Below are 18,317 nucleotides of genomic sequence, written 5' to 3'. Positions count from 1 at the left end.
AAATGAAAGACATGGAACAACTGACAGAATTGGACATTGCCGTTTTCCAGCTGCGCATGGGTTTCGCCCCGGCGGACCGCTGCGTGGATTGGGCCGTGGAACGCCTGCGTCTGGACCAGGAAGGCGACGACCTTGAGGTCGTGCTGCTGGCCAGCGCCCGGGGTGTTGAGGAGGTGCTGCCGCTGGCCGACGTGATCATCGAGCGCTACCGGGGCGCGCAGCGGCTCGATCAGCAATTCCTTGCTGGCAAATACATCGTCGAGCTGCGCGCCGCCTACCTTGCCGGCCGGGAAAGCGTGTCGTCGCTCGATGCCATCTTGACCCGCTTGTACCCGGCGCTCGATTATCCCCACTGGCTGACGATGCTGAGCCGCAATTGCGAGTATGCGACGGACGTGCCTGACTTCGAGCAGCCGTTCGAGGATGAATTCCACTATGTCGCCAGCCTGTGGGCGCAGGCGGAGAGCCTGGCCGCGTTTGATCGGGAATACAGCCGACAGACCTCCAATGGCCATGACATCAGGTAGATGCGGAGGGGCGACGGCAAGGTGCCGCGCCATCTGGATGGCGGCAGCGCTGCGTGCTTCTCTGCCGTCGTCTGGATACGCGTGACATACAATGTACGAAACTCTTTTTTGCCTGGATAGACGTGCAACATAAAACGATAGGCTTGATCGGCGGCATCGGCTGGGCTTCCACCCTGGAATACTACCGCTTGCTCAATGAAATGCTGGTGGCACGCATCGGTCCCGCGCATAGCGCGCGCATCATGCTGGTCAGCATCGACCAGGCCGATTTCGTGGCGCACGCGGCGCAAGCCGATTCCCACGCCATCGAGCAATTCCTCGTCAAGGAAGGGCGGCGTCTCCAAGGCATGGGTGCGGATTTTTTCCTGCTGTGCGCGAATGGCGCCCACCGCTTCGCGCCGGCCGTTGTGCCGCGGATTGGCTTGCCTTTCATCAGCATCGTCGAGGAAACGGCGAAGCGGGTGCGGCAGTCGGGCGTGCGCAAGGTGGGCTTGCTGGGCGTCAAACAGACCATGGCGGGCCGCTTTTATCACGATGCGCTGGAGCGTCTTGGCATCGCCACGGTGACGCCCGATGCGGCCGACCAGGAAGTCGTCCACGACATTATCTACACGGAACTGGTACAGAATATTGTTACCGATGCCAGTCGGAACATCTTCCTGGGCATCATCGAGAAACTACGGCTGCAAGGCGCGCATGGCGTGATTATGGGTTGCACGGAGATTCCATTGCTGGTCAAGCCCGGCGATATCGACTTGCCGTTATTTAATACCACGGCCATTCATTGCGAGGCGGCGGTGGCGTTTGCCATTGAGCACTAGATGAGAGGGCAGTGAGCGGCCGCCTGAGCAGGCCGCCACTCGCTTACACCATCAAGCCGGTTGCGCGCCGCCCACATTGCGGCTGCGGTTTTCCACCAGCACGGAAATACCGAGCACGACGATGCCGCCGCAGGCCAGCATGGCGCCGACCCAGCCCGTCGAGCGCAAGCCCATGCCCATGGCGATGGCGATGCCGCCGGCCCAGGCGCCCAGGGCGTTGGCGATGTTGAAGGCGGAATGGTTGAGGGCGGCGGCCACGGTTTGCGCGTCGCCGGCCACGTCCATCAAGCGCGTCTGCACGGCGGGAGCAACGGCGATGCCGGCGCCGATGGCGAACAGGTTGATGGCCGTCAGCCAGACATTGCTGCTGGTGTAGGTAAATGCAGCCAGGGCGGCCACGTTCCACAGCAGCACGCCGAAGATGGTCCACAGGCGCGAGCGGTCGGCAAGCCAGCCGCCGATCAGATTACCCACGGTCATGCCCACACCGATAATGGCCAGCAAGATGGAAATGACGAGGGGCGACACTTTCGTGATTTCCAGCAAGGTCGGTGTGATAAACGTGTAGACGGCGAACATGCCGCCGAAGCCGATCGCCACCATCAGCAGGGTCAGCCACACTTGCAGGCGGCGGAACACGCCCAGTTCGCGGCGCGGACTCGAGTCGCCAGCGGCGACCATGGGCACGAAGATGCGCACCATCAGCATGGTCAGCAAGCCCAGCGCGGCGACGAGCAAAAAAGCCGAGCGCCAGCCCAGGGTCTGGCCGATATACGTGGCCAGCGGCACGCCGAAGATATTGGCCACGGTCAATCCCATCAGGACACGGGCGACGGCCTGGCCCCGCTTGTCCGGTTCGGCCAGGGCGGCCGCCACCAGCGCCGCCACGCCGAAATAGGCGCCGTGCGGGATGCCGGCGACAAAACGCGCGACGACCAGCAAGCCATAATTGGGAGCGATAGCGCTGAGCAAGTTGCCGCCAGCGAACATCAGCATCAAGCAGATCAGCATCAAACGGCGCGGCATGCGGGCCAGGAAGATCGTGATCAGTGGCGCGCCGACGACCACGCCCAGCGCATAGGCACTGATCATGTGGCTCATCTGCGGCAGGGTCGTGCCCAGGTCGTCGGCCACCACGGGCAGGATGCTCATGGAGGCGAATTCGCCCGTGCCGATGGCGAGGCCGCCGATGGCCAGGGCCAGGTCGGCATAGCCAGCGCCAAAAGGCGCGGTGACGCGCGGTATCAATGGGTCTACGGATGCGTGCATGTTCTTGTTAGTTGGATAAGGATACGACAGGGTGGAGAGGCGTGCTGTGACTCAGCCGGAAGCGGCAATGCGCCGCCAGAATCGACGGCTGGCCGGTATTTTCGGGCTATATGAGCTGCCCAAAGACAACATTGTAAAAGATTCGGGCAAGTTCTGCCGGGAGTCGGCCAAAATATGCTGCACTGCACCCAACCACGCCTGCGCTTGTTGTTAACGATAACACGGAATCTGTCCGATTCCGTCACAGGCGGGCGAAGAATGCGCGGCTGTGGCGGAATTGGTTCTTGCTTGCTGTAATGCAGACTAGGTTTGCTGCAGCGCTTCGCCCGTAAGTGCTGAGCGAGCCCATGCTGCTGGCCATGCCCGCCGCGCTCCCGCTGGAGCAGGCCTCCGGTGTGGCCATGCCGGCGCAAAAAGACGTATAAATAAGGCAATCACGTGTAGGGAGGATTGCCATGTTCGATATGGATGTGCCGGTGTGGGAACTGGTGGCGCGCGCCGTCATCATCTACCTTGCCTTGCTGCTGATGGTGCGCATGACGGGCAAGCGGACGGTGGGGCAATTCACGCCGTTCGACTTGCTGGTTGTCATGCTGCTGAGCGAGGCGGTATCGAATTCCCTGTCCGGCGGCGACGAATCCGTTCCCGCCGGCCTTGTACTGGCGTTGACTTTGATCTGCCTCAATATGCTGATCGCATGGTTGAGTTCGCGCAGCCGCAAGTTCGCCGACCTGGTCGACGGCACGCCCGTGCTGCTGGGGCGCGACGGCAAGATTTTTGATGATGTCGTCAAGAAATGCCGGGTGGCCGGCGGCGATGTCGAGCAGGCGCTGCGCGAAGCTGATTGTCCGTTGGCGGACATGAAATGCGCGTTCCTGGAAGCGGACGGTAAGATCACCATCCTGCAAAAGTAAGCGGCCGGATCAGATTTTCTTGCTGTTCTTCAAATGCAGGGGCAGCCACCACCACATGCAAATGATGAGTGACCCCATCAGCACGCCGGCGATGATGCCGGCGATATGGCCGAACACTTCCGACATCACCAGGTTGGTGCCCAAAATAAACGCCAGCGCCAGGGAAAAGGCGCCGCACATCATGATGCGATCGGCCACGCGCTTGAAACGTTCGCGGTCTTGCAGCGGGCGCATCACGCGATGCTGGATGGCTGGTGCGCTGAGCAGTACCAGACTCGTCATGGAAAGGAAAAACGTCAGCAGGAAGACGACTTTTTCCGCCTGCACGATCTTCGCGAAGCCGCCATTGAAGGGCAGGATGATGAGGAAGGCCGTCAGCATCTGCGCGCCCGGCAAGAGGATGCGCAATTCGCTGAGCAGGTCGGACAAGTCGCCTTCGTCGCCTGGCTGGCCGTTTTCGTCCTGGTATTGCGTTTGTGGCATGGGGCCGTCCTCGTGGTGGTGATGGGGCCAGTCTACGCACAAGCGACCAGGCCGACTGTGGGCGGACGCACCTTCAGAACCATTGCGCGTAGCGCAGGCGCAGCCGCCACAGGGGCGTCGAGACGATGGCAGCTGCGCTGTGCGAGGCGTCATGGCCGCAATGGCCGCAGCTGTGGCGCTGGTGCGGCGCCAGCGCGAAGCTGCCCAGGTCCAGGTGCGGATGGCCGCAACGGGCGCAGTCGCTGCAGTCCAGCGGCGTGCCGGCCTGCAAGGCGGCGGTGAATGCTTGTGCGGCCGGTGGCGTGATGTTCAGCTGCACGACGTCGGGCGGGAACAGGCCGGGCAGGGCGCGGCAGTCGATGGCCAGCGCGGCCGCGTCGCGCGCCAGCAGGGCGCCGCCGTCATCGGCCTTGGCGCGCAGTTGCAGCAAGCCATCCTGCCCCGGGCGCAAGGTCGTGGCGTGAAACTGGCTGGGATCGAACAGCGCCGGATACAGCACATAGCCCATGGGACTGGCGTGCTGGCGGCAACGCATCTGCCGCGTTGACTGCCAGTCGGCCACGTCGGCCTGCGTGCCCCAGTAGCACTGGTGCGTACGGCACCAGTGGCGCGCCGCGCCGTTGCGGAACTTTCCGGCTGCCAGCAGATCGCACATGATGATGGCGTCTTCGCCCGCGCCGGCGCGAAAGTGGCCCGTGATGTGCTGCGTGGTGACGGCAAGGTGGCCCGTGCTCGCTTGCAGGGGCCAGCAGATGCCCGGCAGAGTCAGCGGCGTGGTCAACGGCCCCTCCGCGCGGCTATCGGCTTGCGAGCCGATAGTGGGCCGGAATGAAAAAGCCCGCCGACTGGGGCGGGCTGTGCTGAGGGAAATGCCTGCGGCATGGCCCGGTTTATTCTTCCGTATCGGCCAGGGTGACGATGGCGCGCGCCCACTTCGAGTATTTCAGATTCGCCAGATCGCGCACGGTCTTGATATTGAACGCTTGCTTGAGGAGCTCCGCATCCTTCTCGCTCACGCCTTGCAGCGCATCGACGGGTGCATCAGCGATTTCCTTGAAGGTCTTCTTTTCGTAAGCCTTGTCTACCGCTTTATTGATGTTCATGTGTTGATACTCCTCAGTAAGTGGGAAATTAATTCTACACGTTTTTGCAAACTGTCAATTTACGCTTGCAAGTTGTGCCGAACTAAATATGATGGAGGTGGATGCCTCGACAGTGAGGCGATCTGTACGTTCACCTCAAGATTGCAATTATAGCATTGTTATTATTCATAGTATAATGATTTCCATGGCGCAGAATGGTCTGCTCCATACCGAAGCCGCAGTCACGCGGCACCAATCGATAGCGTTCAGGAGAATACGATGAGTTTGCTAGATCAACTTGCAGGACAGGCGATGAGCGCTTTGGGCAATAAAAGTGCTGACGGGGAAGCCCCATCGGGATTGATGGCCAGTGTGATGGATCTGGTCAACCAGCACGGCGGCTTGCCCGGCCTGCTGCAGAAATTCCAGGAAAGCGGCCTGGGCGACCAGGTCGCCAGCTGGATCGGCACTGGTGCCAATGCGCCCGTCTCCGGCGAACAGATCAAGGATGCGCTCGGTAGCGACACGATCACTCAGATCGCTGAAAAAGCGGGCGTCGCACCGGACGCGGCCTCGGGCGGCCTGGCCGCCTTGCTGCCCCAGCTGATCGACAAGCTGACCCCCGACGGTCAGGTACCGGAAGGCAATGACCTCGTCAGCCAAGGTTTGAATATGCTCAAGGGCAAGATCTTTGGTTGATCAGACGATGCAGCAACAAAAAACCTCGCAGCGATGCGAGGTTTTTTGTTTTAAGCGGCGGCCATCATGCCGAAATATGGCTGCTCGGCTGTCAGCCTGGCTGTACTGCCTTCGACCAGATACGAGCAATAGCGGCGCCGCTCGGCGATGCCGCCGCGCCGTTCCATCAGTTCGCCCAGCATGGCGACGGCGTCGGTGGCCATCTTTTGCACGGGCTGGCGCAGGGTGGTGATGTCGTAGCTGAGCCAGCCCGATGCTTCCAGCGCGTCGAAACCGGCCACCGACATCTGCAGCGGCACCTCGATGCCCATCTGGTGGCGCGCCGTGTCCAGGCAACCGATGGCCATGATGTCGTTGCCGCAGATGACGGCGTCCGGCACGCGGCCCAGGCGGTCGATGACTTTGCGCAAGCCGCGTCCGCCGCTGGCGTAATCGTAGTTGCCGCTGACGACGATGGGCGCGGGCAAGCCCAGGGTCAGCAAACGGTCCAGCATGCCGGCCTTGCGTTCCTGCGCGACGGCCGAGTCGCCGGGGCCGTCGATGATGGCGAACTGGCGGTGGCCCGCCTCGGCCATGCGCGACACGAGCAGGCGCGCCGCTTCGCCCTGGTCGCACAGCACGGCATGCACAGCGTGTTCGCGCGGGCTGCGGTTGAACAGCACGAGCGGCACGTCGCGCCGGCCGAATTCGGCCATTTGTTCGTCCGACAGGCAGGCGGCCACGATGGCGCCATCGACCTGATATTGCCACACATCGCACAAGACCTTGCCGATGTCCACTTCGCGCTCGAGGGTAAACAACAAGAGGCGCTTGCCCTGGCGGGCGATTTGCTGGCTCAGGTCGGACAATACTTGCGGATAGTACAGATTGGCCAGGTTGGAAATGATGACGGCCACCAGGTTCGAGCGCCGCGTGATCAAGCTGCGGGCGGCCGCGTTGGGGATGTAGTCGAGGCTGATGGCCGCCTGCATGACCTTGGCGTGGGTGGCTGGCGAGACGCTGGCGCCCGGCTTGAAGCAACGCGATACGGCCGATTGCGACACGCCGGCCAGCAGGGCCACGTCATACGAGGTCACGCGCCGTCCGGCGCCGGATACGGGGCGGGCGGTGGTGCTGGGTGTCCGGGCTACAGTATTCTTTTTTCGCATAGTGGTCTGGCAAGCAACCTGTCTCAAAGTATTCCTGCAGGCCCGGCCGCTTGTGGCGGCCTGGGCGGGAAAAATGAGCATAGCGAAAATATTTCCATGTGGCAAGACTGTTTTCTTATCCATGTTGCAAATAATTTGATTTAATGGCAAGTGGTATGCTTGCTCCTCAATCTGGACTGTCGCAGGGGCCGCTGCCATAGGGGCTGAGGCGTCCCGGCGGGTCCACGCGGCGGGCGCTGAAATCGCTGGCCAGGGTGGGTAAGGGCAAGTCCGCCGTGGCGCTCGCTTCCGTGCCGCTGACCGTGCCCCGCACAGTCAATCCGATGCGCACCCAGGAACCGAAGTTGCGCGGATAGCTGACGGTGACGGTGGCCATGCCCAGCGCATCGCTCAGGCCGCTTGCGCTGACGGTCAGGGGAATGCCCGGGTCGAGCACGCCATTGCCGTTGCCATCGTAGGCGGCGTCAAAAATACCATTGCGCAAGACGTCCTCGTTGGCACAGCTGTAATTGGGCAGGGCCAGGCGCCAGACGCCCGTGTCGGGGAACTCGGGCTTGTCCGCTTGCCACACATAGGATCCCTTGGCATAGCGGCTGGGCCAGGCGGCGGCCGTGATGGCGACGCCGGGCACGGCGTTGCCGGCGCTGTCGGACACGAACACGGCAAAGTCCTTTTGCAGCACGCTGGCCGAATACTCGCGCAGCAGGCTGCCCGTGCCCAGCTTGACCGACAGCGCTTGCCGCGCCACCGTCAGGCGCACGAGGGCCATGGCCGCCGCCTGCGCAGCCCCCTCGATGCGGGCCTGGATCAGCACGCCGTCGCGGCCGCTGTCGGCCGGTCCCGCCACGTACTCGGCGCGCGCCAGGCCGTCGCTGCCCGTCAGTACGCGGCCCGCCTGCCGCAGGTAGCCGCCGCTGGGGTCGCTCAAGATGGTAAACAGCACGGGCGCGTTCTTGACCAGGTTGTTGGCCGCGCCATCGCGCACCACGGCGCCGATGGTGCTCATACTGGAGCTGGCGTTGTCGGCCAATGCCGCCGTGTTGGCGCGCAGCACGGCCGGATCCGCTTGTGCGGCCAGCTTGCTTGCAGGGCTCAATGGCGCGACGAATTCCAGCCGCGTCTGCGCCGAGGGACCACCGGCTACGGCCGCCGTGATGGTGGCCACGCCCGTGTTGGCCGACTGCACATAGCTGCGCGGCAAGTTGCCATTGCTGAACATCAAGCTGGTGGGCAAGGCCTGGCTGCAGGCGCTGTCCGCAAACAGGCTGCCGCGCGAGGTCGACAGGCTGGCGCTGCCCGTTTGCGCCACGCCCGCCTTGTCGTAGCGTGCGTCGATGGGCTGGCATGCCAGGGTGGCCACTTCCGCCAGTACGTCCGCGCCGCTGGCATCCTGGCCCACGGCCGGGCTCAGGCGCAGGTCGCTGCCCGCCACGGCGTACGGCTGCGTGGCGGCGGTGCCCAGTGCGCTGACGGACACGGCGTCCCTGCCCAGACTGCCGGCAGTCAGGCGCAGCACCAGCTGGCCTTGCGCATTGCTGAGCGCCGCGCCGCCATCCTTGACACGTACGCCGTTGCCGGTGCCCGTGCTGTAGGCGATGGCGGCGCCTGCCACGGGTTTGCGCGCCGAGTCGCGCACGGTGACGGTGAGGTCGGCGCTCTGGCCCAGCATCAGGGCGGCCGGCCCCAGCAGCTCTACAGTACTGCCCGTGACGGCCACCGTGCCCTTGCCGCTGCGCGTGCCCACATTGGCCGTTACGGTGATGCTGCGGTTGCTGTTGGCGCCTCCCGTGCCCAGCAGGGCGCGCGCCTGGCCGTTCTTGTCCGTCACGGCGTCGACGCTGCCGAGGATACCGGAATCGGCGGCAAAGGAAATCTTTGCGTTTGGCAAGGCGAGATTGGCGCCATCCTTGACGAGGGCCGTGACGGCCACTTCGCCGCCGGCCAAGCCCGCCGAGGCCAGTTCCGTGCTGGAAAACACGAGGTTGACGGCGCTGGCCAAGGTGGCCGGTTCGGGCGGCGTGACGGGCGGAATCACGGGCGGAATCACGGGCGGCGTCACCGGAGGCGTCACGGGCGGATTGACGACCGGCGGCGGGCTGCCGCCGCAGCCTGCCGTGCTGTGCAGCCCGCAACCGGCGCCGGCCTGGGTGTCGGCCGAACCGCCGCCGCAGCCGGCCAGGGAAACGAGGAAGGCGGCCAGCAAAGCTGCTGGCAGGTGGCGCAGGGGAGCATGGGGCACGATGGGTCTCCGGGAGCTGGCCGAGTTGCTCGGCGTTAATTTTCCAAGAGTATCTTTTGCGTGCGGTTGGTACTTGATGCAAAGCAAGCTTATGCTGTTGAGCCCGTCGGACGGGTTTTGCTGGTGCAAAAGCCTGCCTTCTGATAACATAACGCCCCTTTATTCAGGGAAGGGTCGACATGGCCAATGCTTGCGGCGTCGATTTCGGCACGTCAAATTCCACGGTAGGCTGGGCACGTCCAGGGCAGAGCACCATGCTCGGCCTGGAAGATGGCAAGACGACCTTACCGTCCGTCGTCTTCTTCAATGCGGAAGACGAGGAAGTCAGTTTTGGCCGCGCGGCGCTGGCCGGCTATCTGGCCGGTTACGAGGGGCGCTTGATGCGCTCGCTGAAAAGCTTGCTGGGCACGAGCCTCATCGATGGCCAGACGGAAGTGGGTGGCCGCGCCTTGCCATTTCGCATGTTGCTGGCGCAATTCATTGGCGAAGTGAAACGCCGCGCCGAGCAGTCCGCCGGCCGCGAATTCTCGTCCGCCGTGTTCGGCCGTCCCGTCTTCTTTATCGACGACAACGCGCAAGCGGACCAGCTGGCGCAGGACACCCTGGCCGAAGTGGCCCGTTCCGTCGGCTTCAAGGACGTCGCCTTCCAGTTCGAGCCGATTGCCGCAGCGTTCGACTACGAGTCGCAGATAGCCAAGGAAGAGCTGGTGCTGATCGCCGACATCGGCGGCGGTACGTCCGACTTTTCGCTGGTCCGTTTGTCGCCGGAACGGGCGAACAAAGCCGAGCGCCGTGACGATATCCTCGCCACCGGCGGCGTGCACATCGGCGGCACGGATTTCGATAAATACCTGAGCCTGTCTTCCGTCATGCCTCTGCTCGGCTATGGCAGCCGCCTGAACAACAATAGCGAAGTGCCGTCCAGCTATTATTTCAACCTGGCGACGTGGCACACGATCAACCTGGCCTATACGAAGAAGATCTGGGTGCAGCTGGCCGACGTGTGCCGCGATGCGCGCGAGCAAGACAAGATGGGGCGTCTGCAAAAGCTGATCGACGAGCGCGCGGGCCACTGGCTGGCCATGAAAGTGGAAGAGGGCAAGATTGCCCTGTCCGACGCGGCCGAAGTGCAGCTCGAGCTGGACCGTTTGTCGCCCGCGCAGAGCCTGTTGCTCAAACGTACGCAGTTCGACGAAGCTATCGGCCACCTGTGCGGTTCCGTGGAAGAAACCGTGCTGCGTCTGCTGCGCGACGCGGGCGTGGCGCCGGAAGCCGTCGACACCGTGTTCTTCACGGGTGGATCGAGCGGCGTGCGCCTGCTGCGCGAAAAGATCGCGGCGCTGGTGCCGGCCGCGCGCAAGGTCGAAGGCGATTTGTTCGGCAGTATTGGCGCAGGTCTTGCGCTGGACGCCGTACGTAAATTTGGTTGATAATCGCCACCCATTGCCGTACCCACGAAAGAACGCCCCATGAATGTGTTTGACAAACCGATCGTCATGATCGACTTCGAGACGACCGGACTGTCGCCCGACATGGGCGACCGCATCACGGAAGTGGCGGCGCTGCGCATCGAGGGCGGGCGGATCACGGACCGTTACGTGACCCTGATCAACTGTAATGCGCGCATTCCCTCGTTCATCACGGGCTTGACGGGCATCACGCAGGCGATGGTGGACAAGGCACCGCCCGTGGCCGAAGTGGTGCCGCAATTGCTGGACTTCATCGGCAGCGATGCCTTGTCGGCGCACAATGCCAGCTTCGATGAAAAATTCCTGCGCGCGGAAAGCGCCAGGCTGAACCTGACACCGGCGCACCAGTCGCTCGTGTGTTCCTTGAAACTGTCGCGCCGCGTGTTTCCCGGCATGGCCAGCTACAAGCTGGGCTTGCTGTCGAGCCAGCTGGGCATTTCCTTCAAGAGCGCCGCCCACAGGGCCGAGTCCGATGCGGAAGTGGCGGCGCAAGTGCTGATCCATATCGGCCGCCATTTGCGCAGCAGCTATGGCATCGCCGATGTCGACGCCGACTTGCTGGTGTCGCTGAACAAGCTGGCCGCCGCCAAGGTGCCGCAATTCCTGCAAAAGCATCCATCGCGCCGCTGAGCGGCGTTTCCCCTCTAAGCGGGCTCATCAAAGCGATATAATTTTGTTATTTCTATTGAGTCTGCTCAAGTCCTTCCCCCGCAGCGAATTTAAAATTTAAGCAACACACGATTTCGCCGCCCTGGGCCGCCGTTTTGCGCGTGCTGCCGGCAAGCGCAATGTGGATGGGGGCGCACATGGACAAGCACCATACTGCCAGAGATAGCCACCAGGCGTATATCTGGTTCCGCACGGCTGCCGAGCAGGGCAATGCCTACGCCCAGTTCAACCTGGGATTGATGTACAAGAAGGGCGAAGGCGTGGCGCAGGACGACGCGCGTGCCTTTGTCTGGCTACGCCTGGCAGCGCTGCAAGGGCTGGCTTTTGCGCAGAACCACCTGGGCGCCATGTATTACCACGGCCGCGGCGTGGCGCAGAGCGATGCCGACGCCGTGCTGTGGTTTCGCCGCGCGGCCGCCCAGGGCGATGCCTCGGCACAGCAGAACCTGGGGCAGATGTACCGCAAGGGACGCGGTGTGCTGCAGAGCGATGAGCTGGCCCTGGCGTGGTTTTACCGCGCTTCCGAGCAGGGCGTGGCCAGCGCGCAATCTCTGCTGGGCGAAGCCTATGCCCAGGGTCTCGGGGCGAAAAAGAACGATGCGCTGGCCCTGGCCTGGTTCCGCAAGGCAGCCTTGCAGGGCGATGCGCAGGCGCAGCTGAACCTGGGGCTCGTCTACAAACGGGGGCAGGGCGTGGTGCAGAGCGATGCGCAGGCGCTGGCCTGGTTCCGCCAAGCCGCGGCCCAGGGCTTGGCGGTGGCGCAGCGGCAACTCGGCGTGGCGTATGCGGAAGGCCTGGGCGTGGCGCCCGACCAGCTGCGCGCCTATGCCTGGCTGCAGCGGGCGGCCGAGCAGGATGACGCCGACGCCCAGTTCAACCTGGGCCTGATGCTGGCGCGCGGCCAGGGCGTGGACAAGGACGAGGTGCGCGCCATCGCCTGGTACCGGCGTGCCGCCCTGCAAGGCCATTGTATGGCGCAATACAATCTGGGCGGCATGTTTGCGGGCGGGCGCGGCGTCGCCCGCGACGTGCGCCAGGCCTTGGACTGGTATGCGAGGGCGGCGGCCCAGGGCGCGTCGAATGCGCAATTCAACCTGGGCGTGATGTATGCCAATGGCCAGGGCGTAGAGCGCGACGAAGTGTGCGCCGTGCGCTGGTACCGCACGGCGGCCGAGCAGGGCGATGCCAGCGCGCAAAATAACCTGGGCGTCATGTATGCGAACGGCCATGGCGTGCCGCAAGACGATGGCCTGGCCGTGCTATGGTATGCGCGCGCAGCGGGCCAGGGCCATGCGCTGGCCCAGTACAACCTGGGCGGCATGTACAACAGCGGGCGCGGCGTGGAGAGGGACCCCGTCTGCGGCTACATGTGGCTGGCGCTGGCGGCCGAGGGTGGCGATGGCGGGGCGCCCAGGGCCAGGGAAGCGGCTGCCACCAGGCTGGAGCCGGCACAGCTGCAAGAGGCGCAGCAGCGTGTGCGGCAATGGCACCAGGTGCGCTTTCCGCCGCTGCCGCCGCCTGACTGAAGCGCCGCCGCTGTGCGCGCATGGACGCGCGCCGCATGCGATAATTGCCGGCAGGCATGTCGCCAAGGCGGCACGGTTTTTCGGCACGGTGAAAGGTGAAGCATGGTAAGGCAGGCAGGCGAGGATGCATCAGAGCAAAAAGTCATCGACGACATCGCCACGCATGGCTGGCATGGCGTGCATATCGGTGCCGATGAAGAAGGTCCCGGCTATGCTTTTACCATAGGCGCTGGCCACAGCTTCGGCCAGCCTGAATTCCTGATCATGGGCTTGCCCCATTCCATGGCCCACCGGATACTCGATGTGGCGCTGGACGCCGCGCGCAGCGGCGCCATCACGGATTTCACGACCACCACGGACGTCTTGCTGGAAGGCCATCAGTGCGCCTTCGTGCGCGTGCCCGTCGAGCAATACCGCGACTATGTCGGCTATGCGCGCTGGTATTACCAGGGCGATGATTTTATCTTGTACCAGATCGTCTGGCCGTCGCGCGATGGCCACTTCCCATGGCAGGCGCAAGCGAGCGCGCAGTATGTGGAGAGCCAGCCCCTGCTGGGACCGGCGTCGCTGGCCACATGACGAGCATTGTGACCGGGACGGCTACCCTGTGCGTGTTCGACCCTGCGCTCTTGCGCCACAAGCTGGAAGATGACTGCGATTGGTGGAGCATCCCCAGCGAGGAACTGGCGGCCGTGAATGCGGGGCAAGTCGCGTTTTTCAACGTGGGCGGCGATGGCGCGTATGAACTTGCCTTGCACGCCGAACTTGCCGAACCGCAGGTGATCGTGCATCTTGCCGTCGTCTCGGGCCGCGTCTTCATCGGCGCGGGGGAAGACGTCACGGGAGGCGACCTGGAACCGGACACGGCGTATGGAGGACTGTTCGTGGACTTGCCCGCAGGCAGCTACCGCGTGCAGGCGCGCCGCGATGGTGCGCACATCAGCCTGGCATTCGTGCCTGATACGCGCAGCGGCAATGCGTTTGTCGATCTCGTGCGTATTTGATCTTGCGTATTTATATTGCCCCAGGCTAGGCATCCATGCGCGCCACAGCCGCGCCTTGCCGCCGGTCCAGGAACAGGCTATTGCCGTGGATTTTCTTTGCCTGCTTTTTTGCCTCGGCCGCTTGCGTGGCGATCTGGTGATGCGTGTAGTACTGGTGCGCCTCGACCTTGATGACGCCCAGCGACAGGCTGATCAACGAATAAAACACTTTCTTGCCTTGCCGGTCTTCGCTGATGTAGCCGCCCCGTTCGCAGTCGCCCGTGCTGTAGTAGGCGAGGATGGCGGCCGCGAAGTCGTCGAGCATGGCCTGGCAGCGCGTTTCCCAGTCTTCGCTCTGGAACAGAATCATGAAATCGTCGCCGCCGATGTGGCCGATGAAGTCGCGGTTCGGGTCGCAATGGCTGCTGAGGATTTCTCCCGTCAGCTGGATCACGTCATCGCCCTTGCGGTAGCCGTACACATCGTTGAAGGGCTTGAAGTGGTCGAGGTCGCAATAGCAGACCCAGAAGCGGCTGCCGCTGTGCAATAAACGGTCGATATGCTCGTTGATGGGCACATTGCCGGGCAGCTGCGTCAACGGGTTGGCGTAGCGGGCCGCGTTAATTTGCATTTGCGTGATTTCGCGCATCAGGTCGTGGCCCGTGCCCATGCCCAGGTAGCGGCCGTGCTCGGTGATGATGAAGCCGTTGAACAGGTGGTGGGCATCGGACTGCACCATCGTGTAGCTGAGTTCCTGCAAGCTCGTCTCGTGGTCGGCGATCAGGGGTGTGGCATCCATGAACAGGCTGCATGATTTCTTGCCATAGAGTTCGCGCTGGTAGGGGCGGGCGAAGTGGTCGATCATTTCGAAGCGGCTGATCAGGCCCAGCGGCACGCCGTCGTCGACGACGGGAATGATCATCAGCTTCGGTTCCTTCAGGAAAATATCGTACACCTCGTTATTGTTGAGCTGCGGCGACACGGCCGCCACGCGGTGCAGCAGCTTGCGGATGCTGGCGCCATTCTTTTCCAGGCTGCTGCGCTGCGGATACACTGCCACGCCGTTGCGCCCCAGCGCCTGCACCACTTCGGCCGGCAGCGCGCGCGCCGGCACCGCGTTGGGCCGCCCCAGGTGATAACCCTGGCCAAACGCCACGCCGAGGTCGCGCAAGACCAGCAATTCCGTCTGCGCCTCGATGCCTTCGGCGATCACCAGGGTGCCCGATTTCTCCGCGATTTCCTGGATCGAGCGCACGAACTGCAGTTTCACGGGATCGTTGTTGATGCCCTGGATGAAATGCATGTCGATCTTCACGTATTCCGGGCGCAGTTCCGACCACAGGCGCAGGCTGGAAAAGCCTTCGCCCAGATCGTCGATGGCGATCTGGAAACCCATGTTACGGTAATGCAGCACCGCTTCGCGCATCAGCTCGTAATCATAGGTGGGCTGGTTTTCCGTCAGCTCGATGATGACACGGTCCGGATTGATGCCGATGTGCTCGATGTATTCGAGGGTTTCGCCATGGCGGGCATTGCGCAGCAGCAGGCATTCGGGGCTGACGTTGAGGAACAGCTTGCCCGGCAGCTGCAGTTCGGCAAAGCGTTCGAGCACCACTTGGCGGCACAGGTGCTCCACTTCCAGGGTCAGGTCATGCGCGCGCGCCACCTTGAACAGATTCATCGGTGCGTGCAGGGGGCTGTCGGACGGCCCCCGTATCAAGCCTTCGTAGCCGATGATGTCGCCGCTGTGCATGTGGATGATGGGCTGGAACAGCGCGCTGAGCTTGCGGCCCGCCAGGATGTCGTGCAAGGCGTCCGTCCCTTCGATGGTCATGGTGGCCGATGGCGGCTTCAGATAAGCCACATTCGATAGCGTCGCGGGGGCCGGCGCGGCATTGGCGGAAGGGAGGGCGAGAGTGTGCATAGGAGGCTGTGGCGGCACGGCCTCTGGACGGGCCATGAACATGTTGCCGATAGTAAAGAAGATTTATGACAACTTGATGAAACGACTTTACTTTTGATAATGTTTCTTGCATGAACGTCAGTTTGCCGATTCCGCCGAAGGCGAGATTTATCATGGCAATTCACGTAAATTTCCCAAACAAAAGACGGCAAATCCATCAGATAACTGTGCTTTAAAAGTGGCAATCCGCGCTATGATTTCTCTTGGCGAAAGTCAACATGGGCAGCCGCGGCGTGTGTTTGAGCGGCCTGCTTTCCTCGACATCCAACAATGAGACAACAACCCATGCAATTACGTAGTGCAACCCTCATATTCAGCTTGATGGCCGCTTTCGGTGGCAATGCCCTGGCGCAAAGCGCCGCGACGCCATCGTGCCCGGCCGGCGACGGCGCTGCCGTGACGTATCCGGTCAGCAAAAAAGTCGACCAGCAAGACAGCTATTTCGGCACCACCATCGCCGACCCGTACCGTTGGCTGGAAGACGCCAACAGCGCGGAAACGGGCGAGTGGGTCACGGCGCAAAACAAGCTGACGCAGTCGTATCTGGGCACCATCCCCGAGCGCGCCGCGATCAAGCAGCGCCTGACCAAGCTGTGGAATTATGAGCGTTTCTCTACGCCAACGAAGCAGGGCGGCCGCTATTTTTACAGCCGCAACGACGGCTTGCAGAACCAGGCCGTGCTGTACACGGTGAAAAAACTGACGGACGAACCGCGTCTGCTGCTGGACCCGAACACCCTGTCGACGGATGGCACGGTGGCGCTGGCCGGCACCTCGATCAGCCCGAACGGCAAGTACCTGGCGTACGCCACGTCCGCTTCCGGTTCCGACTGGAACGAGTGGAAAGTGCGCGACATCGAATCGGGCAAGGATTTGACGGACCACATCAAGTGGGCCAAGTTCTCGGGCGCTTCGTGGACCAAGGACAACACCGGTTTCTTCTACAGCCGCTATGACGCGCCGAACGAAGCCACCAAGCTGGCCGATATCAATTACTTCCAGAAATTGTACTTCCACAAAATTGGCACGCCGCAAAGCGACGACATGCTCGTCTTCGACCGTCCCGACCAGAAGGAATGGGCGTTCGGTGGCAGCACCGTCAGCGACGACGGCAATTATCTGATCATCACGGCCACGCAAGGCACGGAACGCAAGAACCGCGTCTTTTACAAGGACTTGCGCCAGAAGAATGCCAAGGTGGTCGGTTTGCTGGAAGCGTTCGACGCTTCGTACTCGTTCATCGACAATGACGGTCCCGTGTTCTTCTTCAAGACGGACAACAAGGCGCCGAAATCGCGCGTGATCGCCATCGATACGCGCAAGCCTGCGCCTGCCGACTGGAAGGAAATCGTGCCGCAAAGCGCGGAAACCCTCGTCGCCGTCAACCTCATCAACAACCAGCTGGTGCTCGACTACTTGAAAGATGCGCAAACGCAAATCAAGATCGTCGACCTGAATGGCAAGCTGGTGCGCGAAGTGGCCTTGCCGGGCATCGGTTCGGCCGGTGGTTTTGCGGGCAAGCGTGGCGACACGGAAACGTTCTACTCGTTCACCAGTTTCACGACGCCAGCGACCATCTACCGCTACGACATGAAGTCGGGCAAGAGCACGGTGTACCGCCAGCCGAAGGTCGATTTCGACCCGAACGCCTTTGAAACGCGCCAGCAATTTTTTACCAGCCGCGACGGCACCAAGGTGCCGATGTTCATCGTCTCGAAAAAAGGCATGAAGCTCGACGGTTCCAATCCGACCTATCTGTACGGCTATGGCGGCTTCAACATTTCGCTCACGCCGAGCTTCTCCGTGGCGAATTTGGCCTGGGTGGAAATGGGCGGCGTCTACGTGATGGCCAACCTGCGCGGCGGCGGCGAGTACGGCGAAGCCTGGCACCAGGCTGGTACCAAGCTGAACAAGCAAAACGTGTTCGACGATTTTATCGGCGCGGCGCAGTGGCTGGTGGACAACAAGGTCACCTCGCCATCGAAGCTGGCGATCGGCGGCGGCAGCAATGGCGGCCTGCTGGTGGGCGCGGCCATGACGCAGCGTCCCGACCTGTTCGCCGCGGCGATCCCGCAAGTGGGCGTGCTCGACATGTTGCGCTTCCACAAGTTCACCGTGGGCTGGGGCTGGGTGCCTGACTACGGTTCGTCGGACGACGCCGAGCAGTTCAAGGCGCTGGTGAAATACTCGCCGCTGCATAACCTGAAGGCGGGCGGTTGCTATCCGGCCACCATGATCACGACAGCCGACCATGACGACCGCGTCGTGCCAGCGCACAGCTTCAAGTTCGCGGCCGCGGCCCAGGCAGCGCAAGGCGGCGCGGCGCCCGTGCTGATCCGCATCGACAGCAAGGCAGGCCATGGCGCCGGCAAGCCGACGACCAAGCAGATCGAAGAAGTGGCCGACCGCTGGGGCTTCCTCAGCCGTTCGTTGAAGATGACGCCGGTAGTTGCGGAGCCGGCCAAGGTGGCTGCGAAGTAAATACGGTAGGTCGGATTAGCGCGGCATCGCCGCGCGTAATCCGA

General features: G+C 62.8%; 18 protein-coding genes. 11 read left to right on the top strand and 7 right to left on the bottom strand.

The features are described from left to right. Positions 1-11 precede the first annotated feature (11 nt). Positions 12-527, top strand: a complete 516-nt coding sequence (locus ACQ4WO_RS07615) for a hypothetical protein (RefSeq protein ID WP_436480883.1) — start codon at positions 12-14, stop codon at positions 525-527. Positions 528-649: 122 nt separating this feature from the next. Continuing rightward, positions 650-1,348, top strand: a complete 699-nt coding sequence (locus ACQ4WO_RS07610) for an aspartate/glutamate racemase family protein (protein WP_436480882.1) — start codon at positions 650-652, stop codon at positions 1,346-1,348. A 51-nt stretch (positions 1,349-1,399) separates the two neighbouring features. On the opposite strand, the gene ACQ4WO_RS07605 is transcribed toward ACQ4WO_RS07610, so the two are convergent. Then, on the bottom strand, positions 1,400-2,617 hold the full coding sequence (locus ACQ4WO_RS07605; RefSeq protein WP_035818476.1) for an MFS transporter: 1,218 nt from the start codon (positions 2,615-2,617) through the stop codon (positions 1,400-1,402). 455 nt (positions 2,618-3,072) lie between these two features. Between ACQ4WO_RS07605 and ACQ4WO_RS07600 the strand changes: the two genes are divergently transcribed. Further along, on the top strand, positions 3,073-3,531 hold the full coding sequence (locus tag ACQ4WO_RS07600) for a DUF421 domain-containing protein (RefSeq protein ID WP_230516428.1): 459 nt from the start codon (positions 3,073-3,075) through the stop codon (positions 3,529-3,531). Positions 3,532-3,540: 9 nt separating this feature from the next. On the opposite strand, the gene ACQ4WO_RS07595 is transcribed toward ACQ4WO_RS07600, so the two are convergent. The 3 genes from ACQ4WO_RS07595 to ACQ4WO_RS07585 all read right to left on the bottom strand — a co-directional run bounded on the left by ACQ4WO_RS07595 (position 3,541) and on the right by ACQ4WO_RS07585 (position 5,117). Continuing rightward, a complete protein-coding gene (locus tag ACQ4WO_RS07595; protein WP_436480881.1) occupies positions 3,541-4,014 on the bottom strand; it encodes a DUF6328 family protein in 474 nt (157 codons plus the stop codon). A 73-nt stretch (positions 4,015-4,087) separates the two neighbouring features. Next, positions 4,088-4,795 (bottom strand): hypothetical protein, encoded by a 708-nt coding sequence (locus ACQ4WO_RS07590; RefSeq protein ID WP_436480880.1) that lies wholly within the window; start codon positions 4,793-4,795, stop codon positions 4,088-4,090. Between the two features lie 109 nt (positions 4,796-4,904). Next, positions 4,905-5,117, bottom strand: a complete 213-nt coding sequence (locus ACQ4WO_RS07585) for a hypothetical protein (RefSeq protein WP_034751103.1) — start codon at positions 5,115-5,117, stop codon at positions 4,905-4,907. A 258-nt stretch (positions 5,118-5,375) separates the two neighbouring features. On the opposite strand from ACQ4WO_RS07585, the gene ACQ4WO_RS07580 reads away from it, so the two are divergent. Further along, complete coding sequence (locus tag ACQ4WO_RS07580; protein ID WP_034751100.1) at positions 5,376-5,795, top strand: YidB family protein; 420 nt, start codon at positions 5,376-5,378, stop codon at positions 5,793-5,795. Between the two features lie 50 nt (positions 5,796-5,845). Here ACQ4WO_RS07580 and ACQ4WO_RS07575 read toward each other — a convergent pair whose 3' ends face one another. Together ACQ4WO_RS07575 and ACQ4WO_RS07570 are read right to left on the bottom strand one after the other, a co-directional pair. After that, positions 5,846-6,871 (bottom strand): LacI family DNA-binding transcriptional regulator, encoded by a 1,026-nt coding sequence (locus ACQ4WO_RS07575; RefSeq protein ID WP_436480879.1) that lies wholly within the window; start codon positions 6,869-6,871, stop codon positions 5,846-5,848. A 238-nt stretch (positions 6,872-7,109) separates the two neighbouring features. After that, entirely contained in the window at positions 7,110-9,182 is a 2,073-nt protein-coding gene (locus ACQ4WO_RS07570; protein ID WP_436480878.1) for an Ig-like domain-containing protein, read from the bottom strand. Positions 9,183-9,361: 179 nt separating this feature from the next. On the opposite strand from ACQ4WO_RS07570, the gene ACQ4WO_RS07565 reads away from it, so the two are divergent. The 5 genes from ACQ4WO_RS07565 to ACQ4WO_RS07545 all read left to right on the top strand — a co-directional run bounded on the left by ACQ4WO_RS07565 (position 9,362) and on the right by ACQ4WO_RS07545 (position 13,850). Further along, complete coding sequence (locus ACQ4WO_RS07565) at positions 9,362-10,612, top strand: Hsp70 family protein (protein ID WP_436480877.1); 1,251 nt, start codon at positions 9,362-9,364, stop codon at positions 10,610-10,612. 39 nt (positions 10,613-10,651) lie between these two features. Then, positions 10,652-11,281 carry a 3'-5' exonuclease gene (locus tag ACQ4WO_RS07560; RefSeq protein WP_436480876.1) on the top strand — a complete coding sequence of 210 codons (630 nt, stop codon included), beginning with the start codon at positions 10,652-10,654 and terminating at the stop codon, positions 11,279-11,281. A gap of 176 nt (positions 11,282-11,457) precedes the next feature. Then, entirely contained in the window at positions 11,458-12,846 is a 1,389-nt protein-coding gene (locus ACQ4WO_RS07555) for a tetratricopeptide repeat protein (protein WP_436480875.1), read from the top strand. A 102-nt stretch (positions 12,847-12,948) separates the two neighbouring features. Next, positions 12,949-13,425, top strand: coding sequence for a DUF4262 domain-containing protein (locus ACQ4WO_RS07550; RefSeq protein ID WP_436480874.1), 477 nt, complete (start codon positions 12,949-12,951; stop codon positions 13,423-13,425). Next, a complete protein-coding gene (locus tag ACQ4WO_RS07545) occupies positions 13,422-13,850 on the top strand; it encodes a DUF6386 family protein (protein ID WP_436480873.1) in 429 nt (142 codons plus the stop codon). Before ACQ4WO_RS07550 ends, ACQ4WO_RS07545 begins: the two co-directional genes overlap by 4 nt. A 25-nt stretch (positions 13,851-13,875) precedes the next feature. On the opposite strand, the gene ACQ4WO_RS07540 is transcribed toward ACQ4WO_RS07545, so the two are convergent. Next, a complete protein-coding gene (locus ACQ4WO_RS07540; protein WP_070301891.1) occupies positions 13,876-15,663 on the bottom strand; it encodes a GGDEF domain-containing protein in 1,788 nt (595 codons plus the stop codon). A 196-nt stretch (positions 15,664-15,859) separates the two neighbouring features. Between ACQ4WO_RS07540 and ACQ4WO_RS07535 the strand changes: the two genes are divergently transcribed. Together ACQ4WO_RS07535 and ACQ4WO_RS07530 are read left to right on the top strand one after the other, a co-directional pair. Continuing rightward, complete coding sequence (locus ACQ4WO_RS07535) at positions 15,860-16,066, top strand: hypothetical protein (RefSeq protein ID WP_436480872.1); 207 nt, start codon at positions 15,860-15,862, stop codon at positions 16,064-16,066. A gap of 11 nt (positions 16,067-16,077) precedes the next feature. Further along, positions 16,078-18,273 (top strand): prolyl oligopeptidase family serine peptidase, encoded by a 2,196-nt coding sequence (locus ACQ4WO_RS07530; RefSeq protein ID WP_436480871.1) that lies wholly within the window; start codon positions 16,078-16,080, stop codon positions 18,271-18,273. Positions 18,274-18,317 lie beyond the last annotated feature (44 nt).

Source organism: Janthinobacterium aestuarii (assembly GCF_051380835.1).
GTDB classification, from domain to species: Bacteria; Pseudomonadota; Gammaproteobacteria; order Burkholderiales; family Burkholderiaceae_D; genus Janthinobacterium; species Janthinobacterium aestuarii.
This window is presented reverse-complemented; position numbering and strand designations above follow the sequence as displayed.

Bases quoted from the DNA above. Each gene is read 5' to 3' on its own strand.
- ACQ4WO_RS07615 (WP_436480883.1), top strand. From the start codon at position 12: ATGGAACAACTGACAGAATTGGACATTGCCGTTTTCCAGCTGCGCATG.
- ACQ4WO_RS07605 (WP_035818476.1), bottom strand. From the start codon at position 2,617: ATGCACGCATCCGTAGACCCATTGATACCGCGCGTCACCGCGCCTTTT.
- ACQ4WO_RS07600 (WP_230516428.1), top strand. From the start codon at position 3,073: ATGTTCGATATGGATGTGCCGGTGTGGGAACTGGTGGCGCGCGCCGTC.
- ACQ4WO_RS07595 (WP_436480881.1), bottom strand. From the start codon at position 4,014: ATGCCACAAACGCAATACCAGGACGAAAACGGCCAGCCAGGCGACGAA.
- ACQ4WO_RS07585 (WP_034751103.1), bottom strand. From the start codon at position 5,117: ATGAACATCAATAAAGCGGTAGACAAGGCTTACGAAAAGAAGACCTTC.
- ACQ4WO_RS07580 (WP_034751100.1), top strand. From the start codon at position 5,376: ATGAGTTTGCTAGATCAACTTGCAGGACAGGCGATGAGCGCTTTGGGC.
- ACQ4WO_RS07565 (WP_436480877.1), top strand. From the start codon at position 9,362: ATGGCCAATGCTTGCGGCGTCGATTTCGGCACGTCAAATTCCACGGTA.
- ACQ4WO_RS07560 (WP_436480876.1), top strand. From the start codon at position 10,652: ATGAATGTGTTTGACAAACCGATCGTCATGATCGACTTCGAGACGACC.
- ACQ4WO_RS07555 (WP_436480875.1), top strand. From the start codon at position 11,458: ATGGACAAGCACCATACTGCCAGAGATAGCCACCAGGCGTATATCTGG.
- ACQ4WO_RS07550 (WP_436480874.1), top strand. From the start codon at position 12,949: ATGGTAAGGCAGGCAGGCGAGGATGCATCAGAGCAAAAAGTCATCGAC.
- ACQ4WO_RS07545 (WP_436480873.1), top strand. From the start codon at position 13,422: ATGACGAGCATTGTGACCGGGACGGCTACCCTGTGCGTGTTCGACCCT.
- ACQ4WO_RS07540 (WP_070301891.1), bottom strand. From the start codon at position 15,663: ATGACCATCGAAGGGACGGACGCCTTGCACGACATCCTGGCGGGCCGC.
- ACQ4WO_RS07530 (WP_436480871.1), top strand. From the start codon at position 16,078: ATGCAATTACGTAGTGCAACCCTCATATTCAGCTTGATGGCCGCTTTC.